This is a genomic window from Sphingomonas hankookensis, from assembly GCF_001619955.1.
Taxonomy (GTDB): Bacteria; Pseudomonadota; Alphaproteobacteria; order Sphingomonadales; family Sphingomonadaceae; genus Sphingomonas; species Sphingomonas hankookensis_A.
This window is the reverse complement of the sequence record NZ_LQQO01000001.1, coordinates 340,114-358,860: the sequence shown is the minus strand read 5'-3', so window position 1 is coordinate 358,860 and position 18,747 is coordinate 340,114. Positions and strand designations below refer to the sequence as shown.

Here is an 18,747-nt window from a genome sequence, read left to right as displayed (position 1 = left end):
AATATCAAGTCATTCGAGCGCGGCATGACCCGGAACGTCCTGTTTCAGATTCACTGGTTCCTGGGCATTACCGCCGGGCTGGTTCTTGCGGTCATGGGCGTGACAGGCGCGGCGCTCAGCTTCGAACCGGAGATATTGGCCGCGCTCAACCGCGATCGCCCGGTCGCGGCCGGGACGGCCCGCCTGACCGGACCGGAACTGATCACCGCCGTCATGCGCCAGCGCCCCGATGCGGAGATCGGGCGGCTGATCGTCCCGAGCGGTTCGGACGAGCTGACCAGCGTCACCTATCGGCTGAAGGGATCGAAGGAGCGCCAGTTCGAACGCCTCGACCCCTATGACGGCACGCTGTTGGGCGAACCGCGCGGCGGCGCGACGATCGACTTCCTCGAAGACCTGCATCGCTGGCTCGCGCTGCCCGGCGGCGGCAACGGCATCGGTCGCCAGATCAGCGGCTTCTCGGCCATCGCCCTGATCTATTTCGCGCTGTCCGGCCTGTACCTGCGCTGGCCCAAGCGACCGCTCGACTGGCGCAACTGGTTAGTGCTCGATTTCCGAAAAACCGGGCGCAATCTCTACCGGATGCTGCATGCGGTGATCGGCGGCTGGGTGCTGATCTTCTACTGCATCAGCGGCTTTACCGGGCTGTGGTGGTCCTACGACTGGTATCGACAGGGCGTGCGTGCGCTGCTGGTGGCGGAGGGGCCGGTCGAAAAGCCCAAGCATCCGAAGGACGTTCCCGTCGATCCGACGCGCGCGTGGCAGGGCTTCGTCCATGCGACGGGGGGCCGGGACTATGACCGGGTGACCCTGATCGTACGCGATCATGGGGAGGTGCAGTTCCGCGCGAAGCTGCCGAACGGCCGTCACGACCGGGTCAGCGACGAACTGTCGATCGACGGTACGACGGGCCAGATGATCGCCGACAAGCGCTATGCTGCGCGGCCCGTGGGCGAAGATATCGTGACCAGCATCTTCGAACTGCATCGCGGCGCATATTTCGGGCTGATCGGCCGCATCGCGATGATGCTCGCCAGCCTGACCATGCCGCTGTTCACGATCACCGGCTTCCTTCTCTATTTTGCCAGGCGGCGTCGCAAGGCGGCTTTGGCCGAGGTCGTGGCGGATACCTCCGCCGCGCCGCTCGACCACGCGACGACGCTGGTCGCCTATGCCAGCCAGACCGGATCGGCCGAGCGCATCGCCCGGCTGACCGCCGCCGCCCTGCCCGATGCCGCGGCGCTGCCGATCGCCTCGCTCGACCCCGACCAGCTGTCGCGTGCCAGCCGCCTCTTCGTCGTCGCCAGCACCTATGGCGAGGGCGAGCCGCCCGACAATGCCCGCGGCTTCGCCCGAACGATGGAGCGCGAGGCGCCCGACCTGTCGCATCTCGACTATGCGGTAATGGCGCTGGGCGACCGCAAATATGCCGAATTCTGCGCCTTCGGTCACCGCGTCGACCGCTGGCTGCACGATCACGGCGCCACCCGGCTGTTCGATGCGGTGGAGGCGGACGGCACCGATGCCGATGCCCAGCGTCAGTGGCAGCATCAACTCGCCGGGCTTGGTGGGCGTACCGATCAGCCGGATTGGGCACCCGCCGCGATGGACGAATGGCGGCTGGTCGAACGCCGCCTGCTCAACCCCGGCAGCGCCGGGGGCGAGGCTTGGCATGTCGCGCTGGAGCCGGTCACCGCCGGCGCGGACTGGACACCGGGCGATATCGTCGAGATCCGGCCGCAACAGGATGTGCGCCGCGTTGCGGCCTATCTTGGCGCGTCCGGCCTTCCCGATACGCCCGAAAACCGGGCGATGCTGATGACCAGCATCCTGCCGACCGGCGCCGGCGATGTGGCAACGCTGAAGCCGATAGGGCATCGCGAATATTCGATCGCATCGATCGCCGCATCGGGCCGGATCGAACTGATCGTTCGTCGCTGCACGGCGGCCGACGGGTTCGATGGGCTGGGATCGGGCTGGTTGTGCCATGGCGCTCCGGTCGGCGGCATCATGCAGGCACGCGTCCGCGCCAACCCGGCCTTCCACCCGCCCGCCGACCCCAGCGTGCCGCTGATCCTGATCGGCAACGGCACCGGCCTCGCCGGCTTGCTCGCGCATCTGCGGCACCGTGCCGTTCGGGGCGGCGCGCCGGCTTACCTCTATTGGGGCGAACGGCATCAGGCGCACGACGATTTTCTCGCCGACGAACGCCGCGCGCTCATGGCCAACGGCACAATGGCAAGCCAGCAAGTCGCCTGGTCACGCCAGCCGGGCGGCCACCGCTATGTGCAGGATGCGGTCGCTGCGGATGGCGAGCATATCCGTTCGGCGGTCGAGGCCGGTGCGGCGATCTATGTCTGCGGCAGCGTTCAGGGCATGGCGCCGGGCGTCCACGCCGCCTTGTCGGCGATCCTCGGCGAATCGCTGCTGGAGGACATGCTCGGCAACGGCCGCTATCGCCGGGACATCTACTAACCCGGCCCGCCGATCAGTGCTTGTGCTCGCGGCGCAGGCGGTAGCGCCCGTCGGCATAGTCATCGAACAGCCCCCGGATCGCGGGATGATCGACCGGCTCCTCGCTGTCGTCGACGATCAGGTTCTGCTGGCTGACATAAGCGACATAGCTCGCCTCGGCATTTTCGGCGAGCAAGTGGTAGAAGGGCTGGTCCTTGCGCGGGCGTGCGTCGACGGGAATCGATTCATACCATTCCTCGCTGTTCGCGAAGACCGGGTCGATGTCGAACACGACCCCGCGAAAATCGAACAGCCGGTGGCGCACGACCTCCCCGATCGAAAAACGGGCATGGGCGATCGGCGGGACGGGCGTGCCAAGGTCGAGAAGCGGGGCGGAAGAAGCCTTCATGCGAAATAATCTAGGGTCGATGCGCGATTGCAGCAAGGATGCGCTTGCACATCCCGATTCCATGGGCTAACGGACCGCCCTCGCTGACCAACGTGCCGCGTCAAACACGGCATATGAGCGGAAAACCTCTGCGGAGAGGTGGCAGAGTGGTCGATTGTACCGCACTCGAAATGCGGCGTGCCTTTACGGGTACCGAGGGTTCGAATCCCTCCCTCTCCGCCACTTACCCACCAAATTGAACGATAGAATGGCCCGCCTTCGAGCGGCCACTATCGCTTGCGCCACGCGTCGGCACGCGCCAAGCAGCGCCGATGCGTATCGCGCTTTATGAACCCGAAATCGCGGGCAATGTCGGGGCCGTCATGCGGCTGGGGGCCTGTCTGGGCGTGGCGGTCGACCTGATCGAGCCGCTGGGCTTCGCCTGGGACGACCGTCGGGTGCGGCGCACGGCGATGGACTATATCGACCATGTGTCGGTAACGCGCCATGCCGGCTTCGCAGCCTTCCAAGGCGCCCGCGCCGGCAGCCGGCTGGTGCTGTTCACGACCAAGGCGACGCAGTCCGCCTACGACTTCCGGTTCGCGGCGGACGACGTGCTGCTGTTCGGCAAGGAGAGCGCGGGCGTACCGCACGGCGTAGCCGACAGCTGCGACGTCGCCCTTCGCCTGCCGATCAGGGCAGAGGTGCGCTCGATGAACCTTGCCACCGCCGCGGCACTGGCGCTGGGCGAAGCCCTGCGTCAGACGGGCGCCCTGCCCGCAGGATAAGGGCGCCCCGGAGCGTCAGCCGAGAACGGCGTCACCGAGGTGCCGCCATTCGACGACCTGCTGGGTCTGTTCGCCCAGCCCCGCGATGCCGAGCGTCATTTTGTCGCCGGCTTTCAGATAGATCGACTGCGGCTTCTTCCCTTCGCCCACGCCCGGCGGCGTGCCGGTGATCATCAGGTCGCCGGGATAGAGCGTGATAAATTCGCTGACATAGGCGATCAGCTCCGCGACATCGAAGATCATCGTGCGGGTATTGCCGGTCTGCATCCGCGCGCCGTTCACGTCGAGGAACATGTCGAGGTTCTGCGGGTCGGCGATCTCGTCGGGGGTCACCAGCCACGGGCCGACCGGACAGAAGCTGTCATGCCCCTTGCCCTTCGACCATTGCGACCCGCGCTGCTTCTGGTTGAAGCGTTCCGACACGTCGTTCGCGATGGTGAAGCCTGCGACATGGGTCAACGCCTCTTCCTTGGCGACATAGCGCGCGGTCTTGCCGATCACGACGGCCAGTTCGACTTCCCAGTCGCTATGGGTCGACCCCTTGGGCAGCATCACCTCGTCATTCGGACCGGTCAGCGCCGACAGCGGCTTCATGAACATCATCGGTTCCGTCGGCACCGGCAGGTTCGATTCGGCCGCATGATCCGCATAGTTCAGGCCGATCGCCACGATCTTTCCGATCCCCTTCACCGGCACGCCATAGCGCGGCTCGCCCTCGACCACCGGCAGCGCCGCGATGTCGACCGACAGGTCGCGGATCGTATCGACGGTAATGTCGTCGATCACGCCCGACAGGTCGCGGATGCGGCCATCGGCGTCGACGATGCCCGGCTTTTCCGCGCCCCGGTTGCCATAGCGACAGAATTTCATGCGACGTCTCCCAAGCATTGCGGCGACCGCCCGGACGCCGGTTCGTCCCTTCCCCTCGCGATGTGCCCCGGATACGTCAAGCGGAGACGGCGCCCGCTCGACGTTCCGGTGTCGGCCCGGCATGCTGGACACGACATGAAGAGGGACAAGCGACCGCGATGACGACCGGACCGGGTAGCGTGCTAGGCCGCCGCGCCGTGATCGGCGGTGGCATCGCGACAGGCATTGCCGCGACCCTTCCCGCCAGCGCGGCGCAGCCCGCCCGCTTCCGCCAGATCTGGCCCAGCGGACCGCCGGGCAGCGCGGCGGTCCATGCCGTCGAGCAGGAAGTCCCCCGCTCGGCGACCGGGCCGGTGGACGACACCGCCTTCGTCCATGTACGCACGCCGGGTCTACTACACGCCGTCCCGACGCGCCCCAACGGCGCGGCGATACTGCTGATCCCGGGCGGCGGCTATCGCCGGGTCGCGATCGGTCATGACGGCCGCAACATGCTGCGCTTCTTCGCCGAGCGTGGCTATCATGCGTATCTGCTGAAATACCGGCTGCCGGCCGATGGCTGGGCGGCGGGACCGGACGCACCGTTGCAGGACGCGCAGCGGGCGCTGCGGATCGTGCGGGCGGAGGCGGCGGCGAACGGCGTCGACCGCGATCGCATCGGAGTGCTGGGATCGTCGGCGGGCGGGCATTTGGCGGCGATGCTCGCCTATCGCGGCGACGCGACCTATCGGCCGACCGACGCGATCGATGCCCAGCCTCTGGGCGTGCGGATCGCCGCGTTGCTCTATCCGGTGGCCCTGATGGGCGTGCCCGGCACCCATCGCGCGTCGCAGGACGAACTCGTCGGACGCAGCGCCAGCCCGGAACAGGCCGCCCGCTATCGCAGCGACGCACGCATCACCGCCGCCAGCCCGCCGACCTTCCTCACCCATGCGATCGACGACCGCATCGTCGCGGTCGACAATGCGCTGGCGCTACTGGGCGCGCTGCGCCGGGCAAGGGTGGCGACGGAAGCGTATCTGCCCGAACTGGGCGGGCATGGCTTCGGCGTGCTGCGCGACGGGCAGCCGGCGCCGTGGACCGCGCTGTTCCTCGAATGGGCGAAACGACACGGTTTGTAAGCTTTTGCCTGTAACCGGAACGACGCGGATCGCGCATACGTATTGCGCGTGACAAGCGTCCGGCATTCGATACTGTCGTGCGCGCCCCTTCGTCGAGGAACCTGCGTGACCCAGCCTGCTTTAGCCGCCGTTGCCCCGACCACGCCCCCGCTCGCCGAGGCGATCCTCGACACGCTGATCCACCGGATCGGCAAGGACGCACAGGCTGCACTACCGCACGACTGGCTGGCGGCGACGATCCTGACGGTGCGCAACGACATCATCGAACGCTGGATGGCGTCGAGCAAGCAGGCCCATGCCGCGGGTGCCAAGCGGGTCTATTATCTCAGCCTCGAATTCCTGATCGGCCGACTGCTGCGCGATGCGATGGCGAACCTGTCGCGGACCGACGAGGTGCGCGAGGCGCTGGCCTCGCTGGGCGTGAACCTCGCCGACCTGGAGGGGGAGGAACCCGATGCGGCGCTCGGCAATGGCGGTCTCGGCCGGCTGGCGGCATGCTTCATGGAAAGCCTCGCGAGCCTCGACCTGCCCGCTTATGGGTACGGCATCCGCTATGTGAACGGGATGTTCCGCCAGCGGATAGACAATGGCTGGCAGGTGGAACTGCCGGAGACGTGGCTGCGCCATGGCAATCCGTGGGAGTTCGAACGGCGCGAGAGCAATTACCGCATCGGGTTCGGCGGCGAGGTCGTCGGTGACGAGAATGGCGACATCCACTGGATGCCGGACGAGAGCGTAGAGGCAGTGGCGGTCGATACGCCGGTGATCGGCTGGCGGGGCGCGCGGGTCAACACGCTGCGGCTGTGGACCGCGCGGGCCCGCGATCCGATCCGGCTCGACCGGTTCAACGCCGGCGACCACGAAGGCGCGCTGGCCGCATCGGTCCGCGCCGACACGCTGGTGCGCGTGCTCTATCCCGCCGATTCGACCCCGGCGGGACAGGAATTGCGGCTGCGGCAGGAATATTTCTTCTCCTCCGCCTCGATCCAAGACATCGTCCGCCGCCACGTCCAGTATTTCGGCGATATCCGCACCCTGCCCGACAAGGCGGCGATCCAGCTGAACGACACCCATCCGGCGGTGTCGGTCGCCGAACTGATGCGCATCCTGGTCGACGACCATGCGCTCGATTTCGACGGCGCGTGGGAGATTACCAGGGCAACGTTCGGCTATACCAACCACACGCTGCTCCCCGAAGCGCTGGAAAGCTGGCCGTTGCCGCTGTTCGAACGGCTGCTGCCGCGCCACATGCAGCTGGTCTACGCGATCAATGCAAAGATCCTGCGCGAGGCCCGGGCCCAGGGGCAGGACGACGGTGCCATCGCCGCGATCAGCCTGATCGACGAAGGCGGCGAGCGGCGGGTGCGCATGGCGAACCTCGCCTTCGCCGGCAGCCACAGCGTCAACGGTGTCGCCGCACTCCACACCGACCTGATGAAGCAGACGGTGTTCGCCGACCTGCACCGGCTCTATCCCGACCGGATCAACAACAAGACCAACGGCATCACCCCGCGCCGCTGGCTGTTCGAAAGCAATCCGGGGCTGACGTCGCTGATCCGCGAGGCGATCGGCGATGCCTTCCTCGACGATGCGACGAAGCTCGCCGACCTCAAACCCTTTGCCGCCGACGCGGCGTTCCGCGAGAAGTTCGAAGCGGTAAAGCGCGCCAACAAGGTACGCCTGTCGCAGCATCTGCGCGAGGTGATGGGCGTCCGGCTGGACCCCGATGCGATGTTCGACGTGCAGGTGAAGCGCATCCATGAATATAAGCGCCAGCTGCTCAACATCCTCGAAACGGTGGCGCTCTACGACCAGATCCGCAGCAATCCGGACAAGGACTGGACGCCGCGCGTCAAGTTGTTCGCTGGCAAGGCGGCGTCGAGCTATCACAACGCCAAGCTCATCATCAAACTGGCCAACGACGTCGCGCGGCGGATCAATGCCGACCCGGCGGTGCGCGGGCTGCTGCGCGTCGCGTTCGTGCCGAACTATAATGTCTCGCTCGCCGAACTCATCATGCCCGCCGCCGACCTGTCCGAACAGATCAGCACCGCCGGCATGGAGGCATCGGGCACCGGCAACATGAAGCTGGCGCTGAACGGCGCGCTGACCATCGGCACCCTGGACGGCGCCAATGTCGAAATCCGCGATCATGTCGGCGCCGACGACATCGTGATCTTCGGCCTGACCGCCGAAGAAGTCGCCGAAAAGCGCGCCGCCGGCTATAACCCGCGCGAGGCGATCGCCGCGTCGCGCGAGCTGCAACAGGCGCTCTCCGCGATCAAGGGCGGCGTGTTCAGCCATGACGATCCCGGCCGCTATGCGGGGCTGATCGACGGGCTGGAGAATAGCGACTGGTTCCTGTGCTGCGCTGATTTCGACAGCTATGCGCAGGCGCAGCGGCAGGTCGATGCCCGCTGGACCGATCGTGCCGGCTGGAACGCCAGTGCGATCCGCAATGTCGGCGGGGTCGGATGGTTCTCGTCCGACCGCACCATCGGCGAATATGCGCGCGACATCTGGAAGGTGATGTGACCCCCGGCGACGACGCCATCGCCGCGCTGCTCGGCGGGCGTCACGCCGATCCCTTTTCGCTGCTCGGCCCCCATGCCGGGCCGGCGGGGACGTTCGTGCGCGCCTGGCTGCCCGGCGCGCAGAAGGTGCTGGTGCACGACCTGTCGGGCAAGGTGCTGGGCGAGCTGAAACCCGTCGGCGACGGTATCGTCGAAGGGACGATGGACGCCCCGCCCCAGCCGCTATGGTATTATGCGCGCGGCGGCGGCGGCGAATGGTGGGTGAAGGACCCGTACAGCTTCGGCCCCGTCCTCGGCCCGACCGACGATTTCCTGCTGGCGGAGGGCACGCATCTGCGCCTCCACGACAAACTGGGCGCGCATCCGATCCGGCACGAAGGGGCCGACGGCATGCACTTCGCGGTCTGGGCGCCCAATGCGCAGGTCGTCAGCGTCGTCGGCGACTGGAACATGTGGGACGCGAAACGCCACCCGATGCGGCGGCGGAGCGACGTCGGCGTGTGGGAAATCTTTCTGCCCGATATCAATGCCGGACAGGCTTACAAGTTCGCGATCATCGGCCCGGACGGCGAACGCCTGCCGCTGAAGGCCGACCCGTTCGCCTTCGAAAGCGAGCTGCGCCCCGCGACTGCTTCGCGCACCGCCGCCCCGCTTGATCATGACTGGCGTGATAAGGCGCATCGCGACCATTGGGCGTCGGTCGATCCGCGCCGCGTGCCGATTTCGATCTACGAAGTCCATGCCGGCAGCTGGCGGCGGGGTGACGATGGCTGGTTCCTGCCTTGGGACCAGCTGGCCGACCGGTTGATCCCCTATGTCGTCGACTTAGGGTTCACCCATATCGAATTCCTGCCGATCAGCGAGCATCCCTACGACCCGTCCTGGGGATACCAGACGACCGGCCTCTACGCCCCGTCCGCGCGGTTCGGTGATCCGGCAGGGTTCGCGCGCTTCGTCGATGGCGCGCACAAGGCGGGGGTCGGCGTGCTGCTCGACTGGGTACCGGCGCATTTCCCGACCGACGCGCACGGCCTGGCGCGTTTCGACGGCACCGCGCTGTACGAACATGAAGACCCGCGCCTCGGCTTCCACCCCGACTGGAACACGGCCATCTATAATTTCGGCCGCCGTGAAGTCTTCCAGTTCCTGGTGAACAACGCGCTGTTCTGGGCCGAGCGCTATCATGTCGACGGGCTGCGCGTCGATGCGGTCGCATCGATGCTGTACCGCGACTATTCGCGAAAAGACGGCGAATGGATTCCCAACGACGCGGGCGGGCGCGAGAATTGGGAAGCGGTCGAGTTCCTGCGCGCCGCCAACCGCGCCGTCTATCGCGAGCATCCCGGCTTCTTCACCATAGCCGAGGAATCGACCTCATGGCCCGGCGTGTCGAAACCCGCGCATGAAGGAGGGCTCGGCTTCGGATTCAAATGGAACATGGGCTTCATGCACGACACGCTGTCGTACATGGCGCGCGAGCCGGTGCATCGTTCGCACCATCATGACGAGATCACCTTCGGGCTGACCTATGCCTTCAGCGAGAATTTTGTCCTGCCCTTGAGCCACGATGAAGTGGTCCATGGCAAGGGTTCGCTGCTGACCAAGATGTCCGGCGACGACTGGCAGAAATTCGCCAATCTGCGCGCCTATTATGCGTTGATGTGGGGCTATCCTGGCAAGAAGCTGCTGTTCATGGGGCAGGAATTTGCCCAGCGCCGCGAATGGTCGGAGGAGCGCGCGCTCGATTGGGAGCTGATGGACGCGCCTGCGCATAAAGGGGTCGCCGCGCTGGTCCGCGACCTGAACCGGCTCTATCGCGACACGCCCGCGCTGCATGCGAGCGATTGCGAGGGCGAGGGGTTCCACTGGGCGGTGGTCGACGATGCCGCCAATTCGGTCTTCGCATGGGAACGTCGCGCGCCGGGCGAGCCGCCGGTGCTGGTCGTCAGCAACCTGACCCCGGTGGTCCGCGAAGGATACCGCGTGCCGGTGTCGGCCGACGGCGCCTGGCGCGAAGTGCTGAACAGCGACGCCGCCGTCTATGGCGGCAGCGGCATCGGCAATCTGGGCGAGGTCACCGCCAGCGACGGTGCGGTCGTGCTGACGCTGCCGCCGCTGGCGACGATGTGGTTCGAATTTACAGCATAATACGGGGGAGAGTGCTGCGTGGAAAGGCGAGGACAACCATTGGCACGCGATGCCATGGCCTATGTATTGGCGGGCGGCCGGGGCAGCCGCCTGTTCGAAATGACCGACACCCGCGCCAAGCCGGCGGTCTATTTCGGCGGCAAGAGCCGGATTATCGATTTTGCGCTGTCGAACGCGATCAATTCGGGCATTCGCCGCATCGGGGTGGCGACGCAGTACAAGGCGCACAGCCTGATCCGCCACCTGCAGCGCGGCTGGAACTTCCTGCGCCCCGAACGCAACGAAAGCTTCGACATCCTGCCTGCCAGCCAGCGGATCAGCGAGTTTCAATGGTATGAAGGCACCGCCGATGCGGTGTTCCAGAATATCGACATCATCCAGAGCTACGGTCCGGAATATATGGTCATCCTTGCCGGGGACCATATCTACAAGATGGACTATGAGCTCATGCTCCAGCAGCATGTCGACACCGGCGCCGACGTGACCGTCGCCTGCATGGAGGTACCGAAGGCCGAGGCGGTCGGGTTCGGCGTGATGCATGTCGATGCGACCGACCGCATCATCGATTTCGTCGAAAAGCCCGCCGATCCGCCCACTTTGCCCGGCGATCCCGACCGCTCGCTCGCCAGCCTCGGCATCTATGTCTTCCGCACCGCCTTGCTGTTCGAGCAGCTGCGCCGCGATGCCGATACCGCAGGGTCGAGCCGCGATTTCGGCAAGGACCTGATCCCCTGGCTGGTCGAGCACGGCCATGCGCAGGCGCACCGCTTCTCCTCGTCCTGCGTACGCAGCCCGGAGGAACCGCGTGCCTATTGGCGCGACGTCGGCACGGTCGATGCCTACTGGGAAGCGAATATCGACCTGACCGACGTCGTGCCGCAGCTCGACCTGTACGACCGCAGCTGGCCGCTCTGGACCTATTCGGAGATCACGCCTCCCGCGAAGTTCGTCCACGACCTCGACGGACGTCGGGGCAGCGCAGTGTCGAGCTTGGTCGCGGGCGACTGCATCGTGTCGGGATCGACCGTGCATCGCAGCCTGCTCAGCACCGGGGTGCGGGCGCACAGCTATAGCAGCATCGATGAATCGGTGATCCTGCCGATGACCCGGATCGGGCGGAATGCTCGGCTGACGCGCTGCGTGGTCGATGCGGGGGTGACCATTCCCGATGGGCTGGTCGTGGGCGAGGACCCGTTGCTCGACGGCCACCGCTTCCGCCGGACCGATCGCGGCATTTGCCTGATTACCCAGCCGATGATCGACCGGCTGGGCGCGTGATGGCGACTCGTCAGGTCCTCCCCGGCACGGGGAGGGGGACCGTCCGCAGGACGGTGGAGGGGGGCGTCGTCGTCCACTCCGCGTGGTGGAGGGGGAACGCCCCCTCCACCATGCTCAGCATGGTCCTCCTCCCCGTGCCGCGGAGGACCTGATGCACGTCCTGTCCGTCGCCTCCGAAGCCTATCCCCTCGTCAAGACCGGCGGCCTCGCCGATGTCGTCGGCGCCCTCTCCGCCGCCCTAGCCCCGCACGGAATCGAGACGACGACGCTCCTGCCCGGCTACCCGTCGGTCGTGAAATCGCTCGGCCGCGCCAAGGCCATCCGCCGCTGGGACGACCTGCTCGGCACGCCCGCACGCCTGCTCGGCGGCAGGATCGACGGCCACCCGCTGCTGGTGCTCGACGCCCCCGACCTGTTCGCGCGCGACGGCGGACCCTACGCTGATGCGACCGGCCGCGATTGGGACGACAACTGGCGGCGCTTCGCCGCGCTCGGGCGGGCGGCGGCCGATCTGGCCGGGCAGTTCGATTTGGTCCACGCCCACGACTGGCAGGGCGCGATGGCGCCGGCCTATCTGCGCTATGACGGCGCGCAGGTGCCGAGCGTCCTGACGATCCACAACATCGCCTTTCAGGGCCGCTACGATGCCGCCGTGTTCGCCGGCCTTGGCCTGCCCGAAACGGCCTACGCGCTCGATGGCGTCGAATATTATGGCGGGGTCGGGCTGCTGAAGGCCGGCCTTGCCTCGGCCGATGCGATCACCACCGTGTCGCCCAGCTATGCCGAGGAAATCCGGCACGGCGAATTCGGCATGGGGCTGGAGGGCCTGATCGAGGCACGTCGCGACCGGGTGTCGGGCATCGTCAACGGCATCGACCCGGCGGTCTGGTCTCCGGAAACCGATGCGGCCCTGCCCGCCCGCTATACGGCCCGCACCCTGTCCCGCCGCCGGACCAACAAGCGCGCGGTCGAACAGGCGTTCGGCCTGGACGGGGATGACGGCCCGATCTTCGTCGTCGTCAGCCGCCTGACATGGCAGAAAGGCATGGACGTGCTGGCCGGGCAACTCGACGCCATGGTCGCGATGGGCGGGCGGCTGGCGCTGCTCGGGTCGGGGGACGCCGCGCTCGAACAGGCATTCAGGGCAGCGAGCAACCGCCATCCCGGCCGGATCGGCGTGCGGATCGGCTATGACGAAGCGCTCTCGCACCTGTTGCAGGGCGGCGGCGATGCGATCCTGATCCCGTCGCGCTTCGAACCCTGCGGTCTGACCCAGCTCTATGGCCTCGCTTATGGCTGCGTGCCGGTGGTCGCCCGGACCGGCGGCCTTGCCGATACGGTAATCGACGCGAACGAGGCTGCGGTCGCAGCCGGCGTGGCCACGGGCATCCAGTTCGCCGCAGTCACCCCTGACGGCCTGTCGCAGGCGCTGCGCCGTACGATGGCGCTCTACGCCCAGCCCGATCCCTGGTCGACAATGCAGAAGCAAGGGATGCGCGCCGACTTTTCGTGGACGCGGAGCGGCGCACGCTATGCCGAATTGTACCGGAGCCTGGTGGCGGCATGATCCCCGGCGCCAGCGCGATCCCCGGCGGCACCCGCTTCGCCGTCCGCGCGCGCGACGCCGCGGCGGTCTGGCTGTGCCTGTTCGATGGTGATGCCGAGCGCCGGCTGGCCATGGCCCGGGAAGGCGACTGGTTCGTCGCGGACGTGCCGGGCATCGGCCCCGGACAGCGTTACGGCTATCGTGCGGAAGGCGATTGGGCGCCCGATACCGGCCGCTGGTTCGATCCGGCGAAGCTGCTGGTCGACCCCTATGCCATCGAGCTGGACCGCCGGTTCCGCTATCATCCGATCCTGCCGGTATATGGCGAGGACACGGCGGCTATCGTCCCGTGCGCGATCGTTCCTGCGCTCTCCGACCCGGCGCCTGTCGAACGCCCGCGGATCGATCCGGCGCGCCCGATCTACGAATTGAACGTCCGCGCCTTCACCATCCAGCATCCCGACATTCCGGAGGCGCAGCGCGGCACCATCGCCGCCCTCGCCCACCCGGCCGTCATCGCACATCTCCGCAAGATCGGTGTGGGCACCGTCGAACTAATGCCGATCGTCGCGTGGATCGACGAACGCCATCTGCCGCCGCTCGGCCTGCGCAACGCATGGGGCTATAATCCGGTCGTCCCGATGGCGATCGATCCCGGCCTTGCGCCGGGCGGCGTCGCGGAACTGCGCGATACGGTCGCCACGCTGCGCGAAGCGGGGATCGGCGTGATCCTCGACCTGGTGTTCAACCATAGCGGGGAGAGCGACCGCGACGGCCCGATCCTGTCCCTGCGCGGACTGGACAATCTATCCTACGCCCATGCGCCCGACGGCAGCCTCATCAACGATACCGGCACCGGCAATACGCTAGATGCAGGCGATGCGGGGGTGCGCGACCTGATCCTCGCCTCGCTGCGCCACTTCGCCGCGCTGGGCGTCGATGGCTTTCGCTTCGACCTCGCCACCGTCATCGCCCGCTCGCCGGGGTTCGACCGCCACGCCCCGATCTTCGCCGCGATCGCCGCCGATCCGTTGCTGAACCACAAGGTGATGATCGCCGAACCGTGGGACATCGGCCCCGGCGGCTATCAGCTCGGCAATTTCCCGTCCGACTGGCTCGAGTGGAACGACCGGTACCGCGACGATGTCCGCCGCTTCTGGCGGGGCGACGGCAGCGTCGGGCTGCTGGCGACGCGGCTGATGGGATCGGCGGACGTGTTCGGTCCGGTGACGCGCAGCGTGAACTTCCTCGCCGCGCATGACGGCTTCACCCTCGCCGACCTTGTATCGCATGTCGACCGCCACAATCACGCCAATGGCGAGGATAATCGCGACGGGCACGGCGAGAACCTCTCCTGGAACCACGGCGTCGAAGGGCCGTCCGAAGACCCCACCGTCACAGCCGCCCGCACCGCCGACCTGCGCGCGCTGCTCGCTACGCTGTTCGCCACGCGCGGCTATATCCAGCTGACCGCCGGCGACGAATTCGGCCGGACACAACGCGGCAACAACAACGCCTATGCGCAGGACAATGCGATCACCTGGATCGACTGGACCGCGCGCGACGTCGCGCTGGAGGAGCATGTCGCCACGCTCGCCGCATGGCGTCGCGACCGTCCGGCGGTGTTCGATACCGACGTACCGGAACAGGCGACCTGGCTCACGCTGGACGGCCAGCCGATGACGGCGGAGCGGTGGGAGGCACCCGACTGCCCCGGCTTCGCGCTGCATTTGCCGGGCGCGACGATCCGGATCGATCGCGCGGCCCGAAGCGTCACGCTGCGCTAGGCTCGCGCACCCGCAGCATCGCCACTGCCGCCAGTGCCATCACCGCCGCCGCGACCAGCATGGTATAGGCCGGCTGGGTCGGGAACCACGTCTTGATCACGCCACCCATGACGGTCGCGACGATCAGCTGCGGCAGGACGATGAAGAAATTGAAGATGCCCATATACACGCCCAGTTTGCGCTGCGGCAGTGCGTTGGCGAGCAGCACATAGGGCATGGTCAGCACCGACGCCCAGACGATACCGATCCCGACCATCGGCACGATCATGCCCAGCCGGTCATGGGTCAGGTATATCCCGATATAGGCCGCCGCACCGACAGCCAAGCACAGCATATGCGTCCGCCCCGCCCCGATCCGGCGCGCCAGCAGCGGCAGTGCGAACGCCGCGACCGCAGCCACGCCCGAATAGATTGCGAACAGAACGCCGACCCAGCTGCCCGCCTGATTATAGCCGTCCGACGCCGGATCGACCGTACCCCACACCTGCTGCGCGATCACCGGGGTGGTGTAGACCCACATGATGATAAGCGCGCCCCAGGTGAAGAACTGCACCAGCGCCAGCCGCCGCATCGTGTCGGGCATGGTCGCCAGGTCGCCGATGATGTGGCTGAGCACATTGTCGCCGCGTCCGGCGCGGACCAGCGCCGCCGATACCAGCTGCGCAACACCGTACAGCGCGATGCCCGCCGCGACGAAATAAGCTTCGCGTCCGCTTTCCAGCGCACCGGCCGCCTCCGCCCACGCGATCAGCCCCGCGACCACCGCGCCGCCGACGATCCAGAGCGCCCCGCGCGTCGGCACGACCATCGGCGCGGCATCGTCGGCCTCCGCCGTCTCCTCGCCGAACGCCGCCATCTCCGCCGGGCTGTATTCGCGGACGGTCAGCACGGTCCACAGCACCGCGATCAGCAGCATGACGCCGCCGAAGTAAAAGCCATAGCGCACCGCATCGGGCACCTGTCCGGCCGGGGCGGTGTTGCTGACGCCGAACACATTTTCCAGCACATAGGGTGCGATGCTGGCGACGACCGCGCCCGCGCCGATGAACCAGGTCTGGAACGCATAACCCGCCGGTCGCTGCTTGGGTGCCAGCATGTCGCCGACGAACGCGCGAAACGGCTCCATCGACACGTTCAGCGACGCATCGAGGATCCATAGCGTGATCGCCGCCGCCAATATGCTTGGCGAATTGGGCATGAAGAACAGCGCGCAGGTGCACAGGATCGCACCGACGAGGAAATAGGGTCGCCGGCGCCCCAGCCGTCCCCAGGTCCGGTCGGAATAATGGCCGATCAGCGGCTGGACCAGCAGCCCGGTCAGCGGCGCGGCGATCCACATCAGCCCCAGCTGATCGATCGGCGTTCCCAGCGACTGGAAGATGCGGCTGGCATTCGCATTTTGCAGCGCGAAGCCGATCTGGATGCCGAAGAAACCGAACGAGATGTTCCAGAGCTGGGCGAAGCCGAGCGTCGGGCGGGTCTGCATATTCTCAAGCTCCTCCCCGCTCCGCGGGGAGGGGGACCATGCGTTAGCATGGTGGAGGGGGGTGTCCGTCTCCACCACGGTTGCGTTGCGGGGCTACCCCCTCCACCGTCCTGTGGACGGTCCCCCTCCCCGTTTACGGGAGAGGATCGTTACTTCCGCTTCGGTGCCACGAAACGGATCGCCTCGCCACCGCCCGGCGCCAGCGCGATGGTCAGCGTATCGCCCTTCCTCACCTGACGCTGTTCGATGGTGATCGAATGGCGGGCATCGGTGCGATAATCCGCGCCGGGGCCGTCGCGATAGATTTCAGCGGTGTACGTCTTGCCGGCCTCGAGGAAGTCGAGCTCGACCGTCGAGCTGCGCGCCTCTTCGTCACCGATCGCGCCGAGGAACCAGTCGTTGCTGCCCGCCGCCCTGCGCGCGATCGTGACGTAATCACCGACCTCGCCGTTCAGCACGCGGGTGTCGGACCAGTCGGTCGGCACGTCGCGAATGAACTTGAACGCCGCCGGATAGCGCGCGTAATTCTCCGGCGTATCGGCTGCCATCACCACCGGCGAATAGAGCGTGACATACAGCGCCAGCTGCTTGGCGATCGTCGATTGCAGGAACACGCCCGGGCTGCCGGTTAGGCTCAGCACGCCCGGCGTAAAGTCCATCGGCCCGCCCAGGAACTGGGTGAACACCAGATTGGCCTCATGCTCGGGCGGGTTGTTCCCGCCGCCGCCCCAGGCATTATACTCCATCCCGCGTCCGCCTTCGCGGCTGAGCCAGTTGGGATAGGTACGGCGGAGACCCGTATCCTTGACCGGTTCGTGACTGTCGATCGACACCTTGTAGCGGGCGGCGGCGTCGAGGACGCGCTGATGGTGGTTCACCATCCACTGCCCCTCATGCCACTCCCGGTGCTTCGATCCGTCGGCATCGACGCGCTCGATCTGACCCGCATCGGTGACATAGCCGGTCTTGACCACCCGCTCGCCATGATCGGCGGCCCATTTGAACGCGCTGTCCAGCTGGCGGTCGTAATTGCTGACCGACCCGCCGGTTTCGTGATGGCCGATCAGCCGCACGCCCTTCGACTTGGCATAGGCGGCGAGGCCTGCCGCATCGAAATCCTCGGTCGGCTGGCTGAAGTTCATGTCGTTGCCGTTGCCGAACCAGTCGCCGTCCCAACCGACATTCCACCCTTCGACCAGCACGCCCTGAATCCCGTTGGCGGCAGCGAAGTCGATATAGCGGCGGACATTGGCGGTGGTCGCGCCATGCTTCGGCCCGCGCGCCCAGCTCCATTCCCCCTTGATCATGTTCCACCACACGCCGACGAACTTGCCCGGCCGGATCCAGCCCGACGTATCGCCCAGCTTGTTCGGCTCGTTCAGGTTCAGCCCGATCCGGCTGGCGGCGTAGAGACCGGGCGCGTCGTCGGCGATGGCGATGGTCCGCCACGGGGTCGAGAAACCGGCGGCGCGCGACACCTTGGGACCGTTCGATCCCGGCGTCAGCACCGCGCGGAACGTCGTCCCCTCGGCGCGGGCGAGGTTCATCGCCGAATAATCGCTCAGCGCCGCTTCATGGATCGCGACATGGCGACCGCTGGCGAGCTTCACCGTCATCACCGTCTGCGCGGTGCCGACCGCGTCGAGCGGGGTCTTGTTGTAGAGATATTCCTCGCGATTCCACTCGAACGCCGGCTTCCACCATGCTGTGCCCGGTTCGGCAAAGGCGAACTGGGTCAGTTCGTCGGCGATGTTGGCGGTCGTCAGATTGGCCTGTTTGGGCAAGGTATAGCGAAAGCCGACGCCGTCATCGAACAGGCGGAAGGTCACCGCCATCTCGCGCTTCAGGTTCTTCGCCTCGCGGAACGTCACCGTCAGTTCGGTGTGATTGTCGCGGATCGTCTTCCATTCGCCAAACGGCTGCGTCCAGGTGGTGTCCGTCCGGTCGCGCTTCGTGCCGGTCAGCGTCAGCCCGCGCTCGATCTTCGGCGCGTCGGTGAACATGAAGCCCAATTTGCTGTCGTTCAGCACCGGCCGGCCGTCCTTGGCGATCGAATAGCTCGGCCGCCCTTCGTTATCGAGGCTCACCGCCACCGTCAGCTTGCCGTCGGGCGACGCCGCGCGTGCCACGACCTCGGCAAAGGCGGGCGAGGCCATCGCAGTCGCGCCGGCCAACGCCAGCGCCCATTTCATCATCCTCATCGCCTTCTCCTTTTTCCCGAGCCTTCCCTCCGTCCATCCTGAGTAGCCACTGAGCTTAGCGAAGGGGCGTATCGAAGGACCGGCAAGGGTGCTTCGATACGCGTCTTCGACTTCGCTCAGCCGCTACTCAGCACGAACGGGAGTGG

12 protein-coding genes and 1 tRNA gene are annotated in these 18,747 nt (G+C 66.8%); 9 read left to right on the top strand and 4 right to left on the bottom strand.

Annotated features, from left to right (window positions below):
• The first annotated feature begins 24 nt into the window (after nt 1-24).
• Nucleotides 25-2,475 (top strand): PepSY domain-containing protein, encoded by a 2,451-nt coding sequence (locus AVT10_RS01805; RefSeq protein ID WP_066687526.1) that lies wholly within the window; start codon nt 25-27, stop codon nt 2,473-2,475.
• A gap of 13 nt (nt 2,476-2,488) precedes the next feature.
• On the opposite strand, the gene hspQ is transcribed toward AVT10_RS01805, so the two are convergent.
• Nucleotides 2,489-2,863: a heat shock protein HspQ gene (gene hspQ, locus AVT10_RS01800; protein WP_066687522.1), complete on the bottom strand. Its 375-nt coding sequence runs from the start codon at nt 2,861-2,863 to the stop codon at nt 2,489-2,491.
• 132 nt (nt 2,864-2,995) lie between these two features.
• On the opposite strand from hspQ, the gene AVT10_RS01795 reads away from it, so the two are divergent.
• Together AVT10_RS01795 and AVT10_RS01790 are read left to right on the top strand one after the other, a co-directional pair.
• A tRNA-Ser gene (locus AVT10_RS01795) sits at nt 2,996-3,085 on the top strand.
• A gap of 89 nt (nt 3,086-3,174) precedes the next feature.
• Complete coding sequence (locus tag AVT10_RS01790) at nt 3,175-3,630, top strand: tRNA (cytidine(34)-2'-O)-methyltransferase (protein WP_066687521.1); 456 nt, start codon at nt 3,175-3,177, stop codon at nt 3,628-3,630.
• Between the two features lie 15 nt (nt 3,631-3,645).
• Here the strand turns inward: AVT10_RS01790 and AVT10_RS01785 are convergent, their stop codons facing one another.
• The gene (locus AVT10_RS01785) at nt 3,646-4,500 is read right to left on the bottom strand and encodes a fumarylacetoacetate hydrolase family protein (RefSeq protein ID WP_066687519.1); all 855 of its coding nucleotides are present in this window, start codon (nt 4,498-4,500) and stop codon (nt 3,646-3,648) included.
• 158 nt (nt 4,501-4,658) lie between these two features.
• Here AVT10_RS01785 and AVT10_RS01780 point away from each other — a divergent pair, with 158 nt between their 5' ends.
• From AVT10_RS01780 to glgX, 6 genes are all read left to right on the top strand, one after another.
• Nucleotides 4,659-5,621 carry an alpha/beta hydrolase gene (locus AVT10_RS01780; RefSeq protein WP_066687518.1) on the top strand — a complete coding sequence of 321 codons (963 nt, stop codon included), beginning with the start codon at nt 4,659-4,661 and terminating at the stop codon, nt 5,619-5,621.
• A 105-nt stretch (nt 5,622-5,726) separates the two neighbouring features.
• The gene (locus AVT10_RS01775) at nt 5,727-8,156 is read left to right on the top strand and encodes a glycogen/starch/alpha-glucan phosphorylase (protein ID WP_066687517.1); all 2,430 of its coding nucleotides are present in this window, start codon (nt 5,727-5,729) and stop codon (nt 8,154-8,156) included.
• The gene (glgB, locus tag AVT10_RS01770) at nt 8,153-10,303 is read left to right on the top strand and encodes a 1,4-alpha-glucan branching protein GlgB (protein WP_066687516.1); all 2,151 of its coding nucleotides are present in this window, start codon (nt 8,153-8,155) and stop codon (nt 10,301-10,303) included. Before AVT10_RS01775 ends, glgB begins: the two co-directional genes overlap by 4 nt.
• An 18-nt stretch (nt 10,304-10,321) precedes the next feature.
• Nucleotides 10,322-11,581, top strand: coding sequence for a glucose-1-phosphate adenylyltransferase (glgC, locus tag AVT10_RS01765; RefSeq protein WP_084401214.1), 1,260 nt, complete (start codon nt 10,322-10,324; stop codon nt 11,579-11,581).
• 151 nt (nt 11,582-11,732) lie between these two features.
• A complete protein-coding gene (gene glgA / locus AVT10_RS01760) occupies nt 11,733-13,148 on the top strand; it encodes a glycogen synthase GlgA (RefSeq protein WP_066687513.1) in 1,416 nt (471 codons plus the stop codon).
• Complete coding sequence (gene glgX / locus AVT10_RS01755; protein WP_066687511.1) at nt 13,145-14,914, top strand: glycogen debranching protein GlgX; 1,770 nt, start codon at nt 13,145-13,147, stop codon at nt 14,912-14,914. Before glgA ends, glgX begins: the two co-directional genes overlap by 4 nt.
• On the opposite strand, the gene AVT10_RS01750 is transcribed toward glgX, so the two are convergent.
• Both AVT10_RS01750 and AVT10_RS01745 read right to left on the bottom strand, forming a co-directional pair.
• Nucleotides 14,901-16,400, bottom strand: coding sequence for an MFS transporter (locus AVT10_RS01750; protein WP_066687509.1), 1,500 nt, complete (start codon nt 16,398-16,400; stop codon nt 14,901-14,903). The genes glgX and AVT10_RS01750 overlap by 14 nt on opposite strands.
• 149 nt (nt 16,401-16,549) lie before the next feature.
• Nucleotides 16,550-18,595: a glycoside hydrolase family 97 protein gene (locus AVT10_RS01745; RefSeq protein WP_066687506.1), complete on the bottom strand. Its 2,046-nt coding sequence runs from the start codon at nt 18,593-18,595 to the stop codon at nt 16,550-16,552.
• Nucleotides 18,596-18,747 lie beyond the last annotated feature (152 nt).

Excerpts from the sequence above, each read along its gene's own strand:
- glgX (WP_066687511.1), top strand. The coding sequence starts at position 13,145 with ATGATCCCCGGCGCCAGCGCGATCCCCGGCGGCACCCGCTTCGCCGTC.
- AVT10_RS01785 (WP_066687519.1), bottom strand. The coding sequence starts at position 4,500 with ATGAAATTCTGTCGCTATGGCAACCGGGGCGCGGAAAAGCCGGGCATC.
- AVT10_RS01745 (WP_066687506.1), bottom strand. The coding sequence starts at position 18,595 with ATGATGAAATGGGCGCTGGCGTTGGCCGGCGCGACTGCGATGGCCTCG.
- hspQ (WP_066687522.1), bottom strand. The coding sequence starts at position 2,863 with ATGAAGGCTTCTTCCGCCCCGCTTCTCGACCTTGGCACGCCCGTCCCG.
- AVT10_RS01790 (WP_066687521.1), top strand. The coding sequence starts at position 3,175 with ATGCGTATCGCGCTTTATGAACCCGAAATCGCGGGCAATGTCGGGGCC.
- AVT10_RS01780 (WP_066687518.1), top strand. The coding sequence starts at position 4,659 with ATGACGACCGGACCGGGTAGCGTGCTAGGCCGCCGCGCCGTGATCGGC.
- AVT10_RS01805 (WP_066687526.1), top strand. The coding sequence starts at position 25 with ATGACCCGGAACGTCCTGTTTCAGATTCACTGGTTCCTGGGCATTACC.
- AVT10_RS01750 (WP_066687509.1), bottom strand. The coding sequence starts at position 16,400 with ATGCAGACCCGCCCGACGCTCGGCTTCGCCCAGCTCTGGAACATCTCG.
- glgA (WP_066687513.1), top strand. The coding sequence starts at position 11,733 with ATGCACGTCCTGTCCGTCGCCTCCGAAGCCTATCCCCTCGTCAAGACC.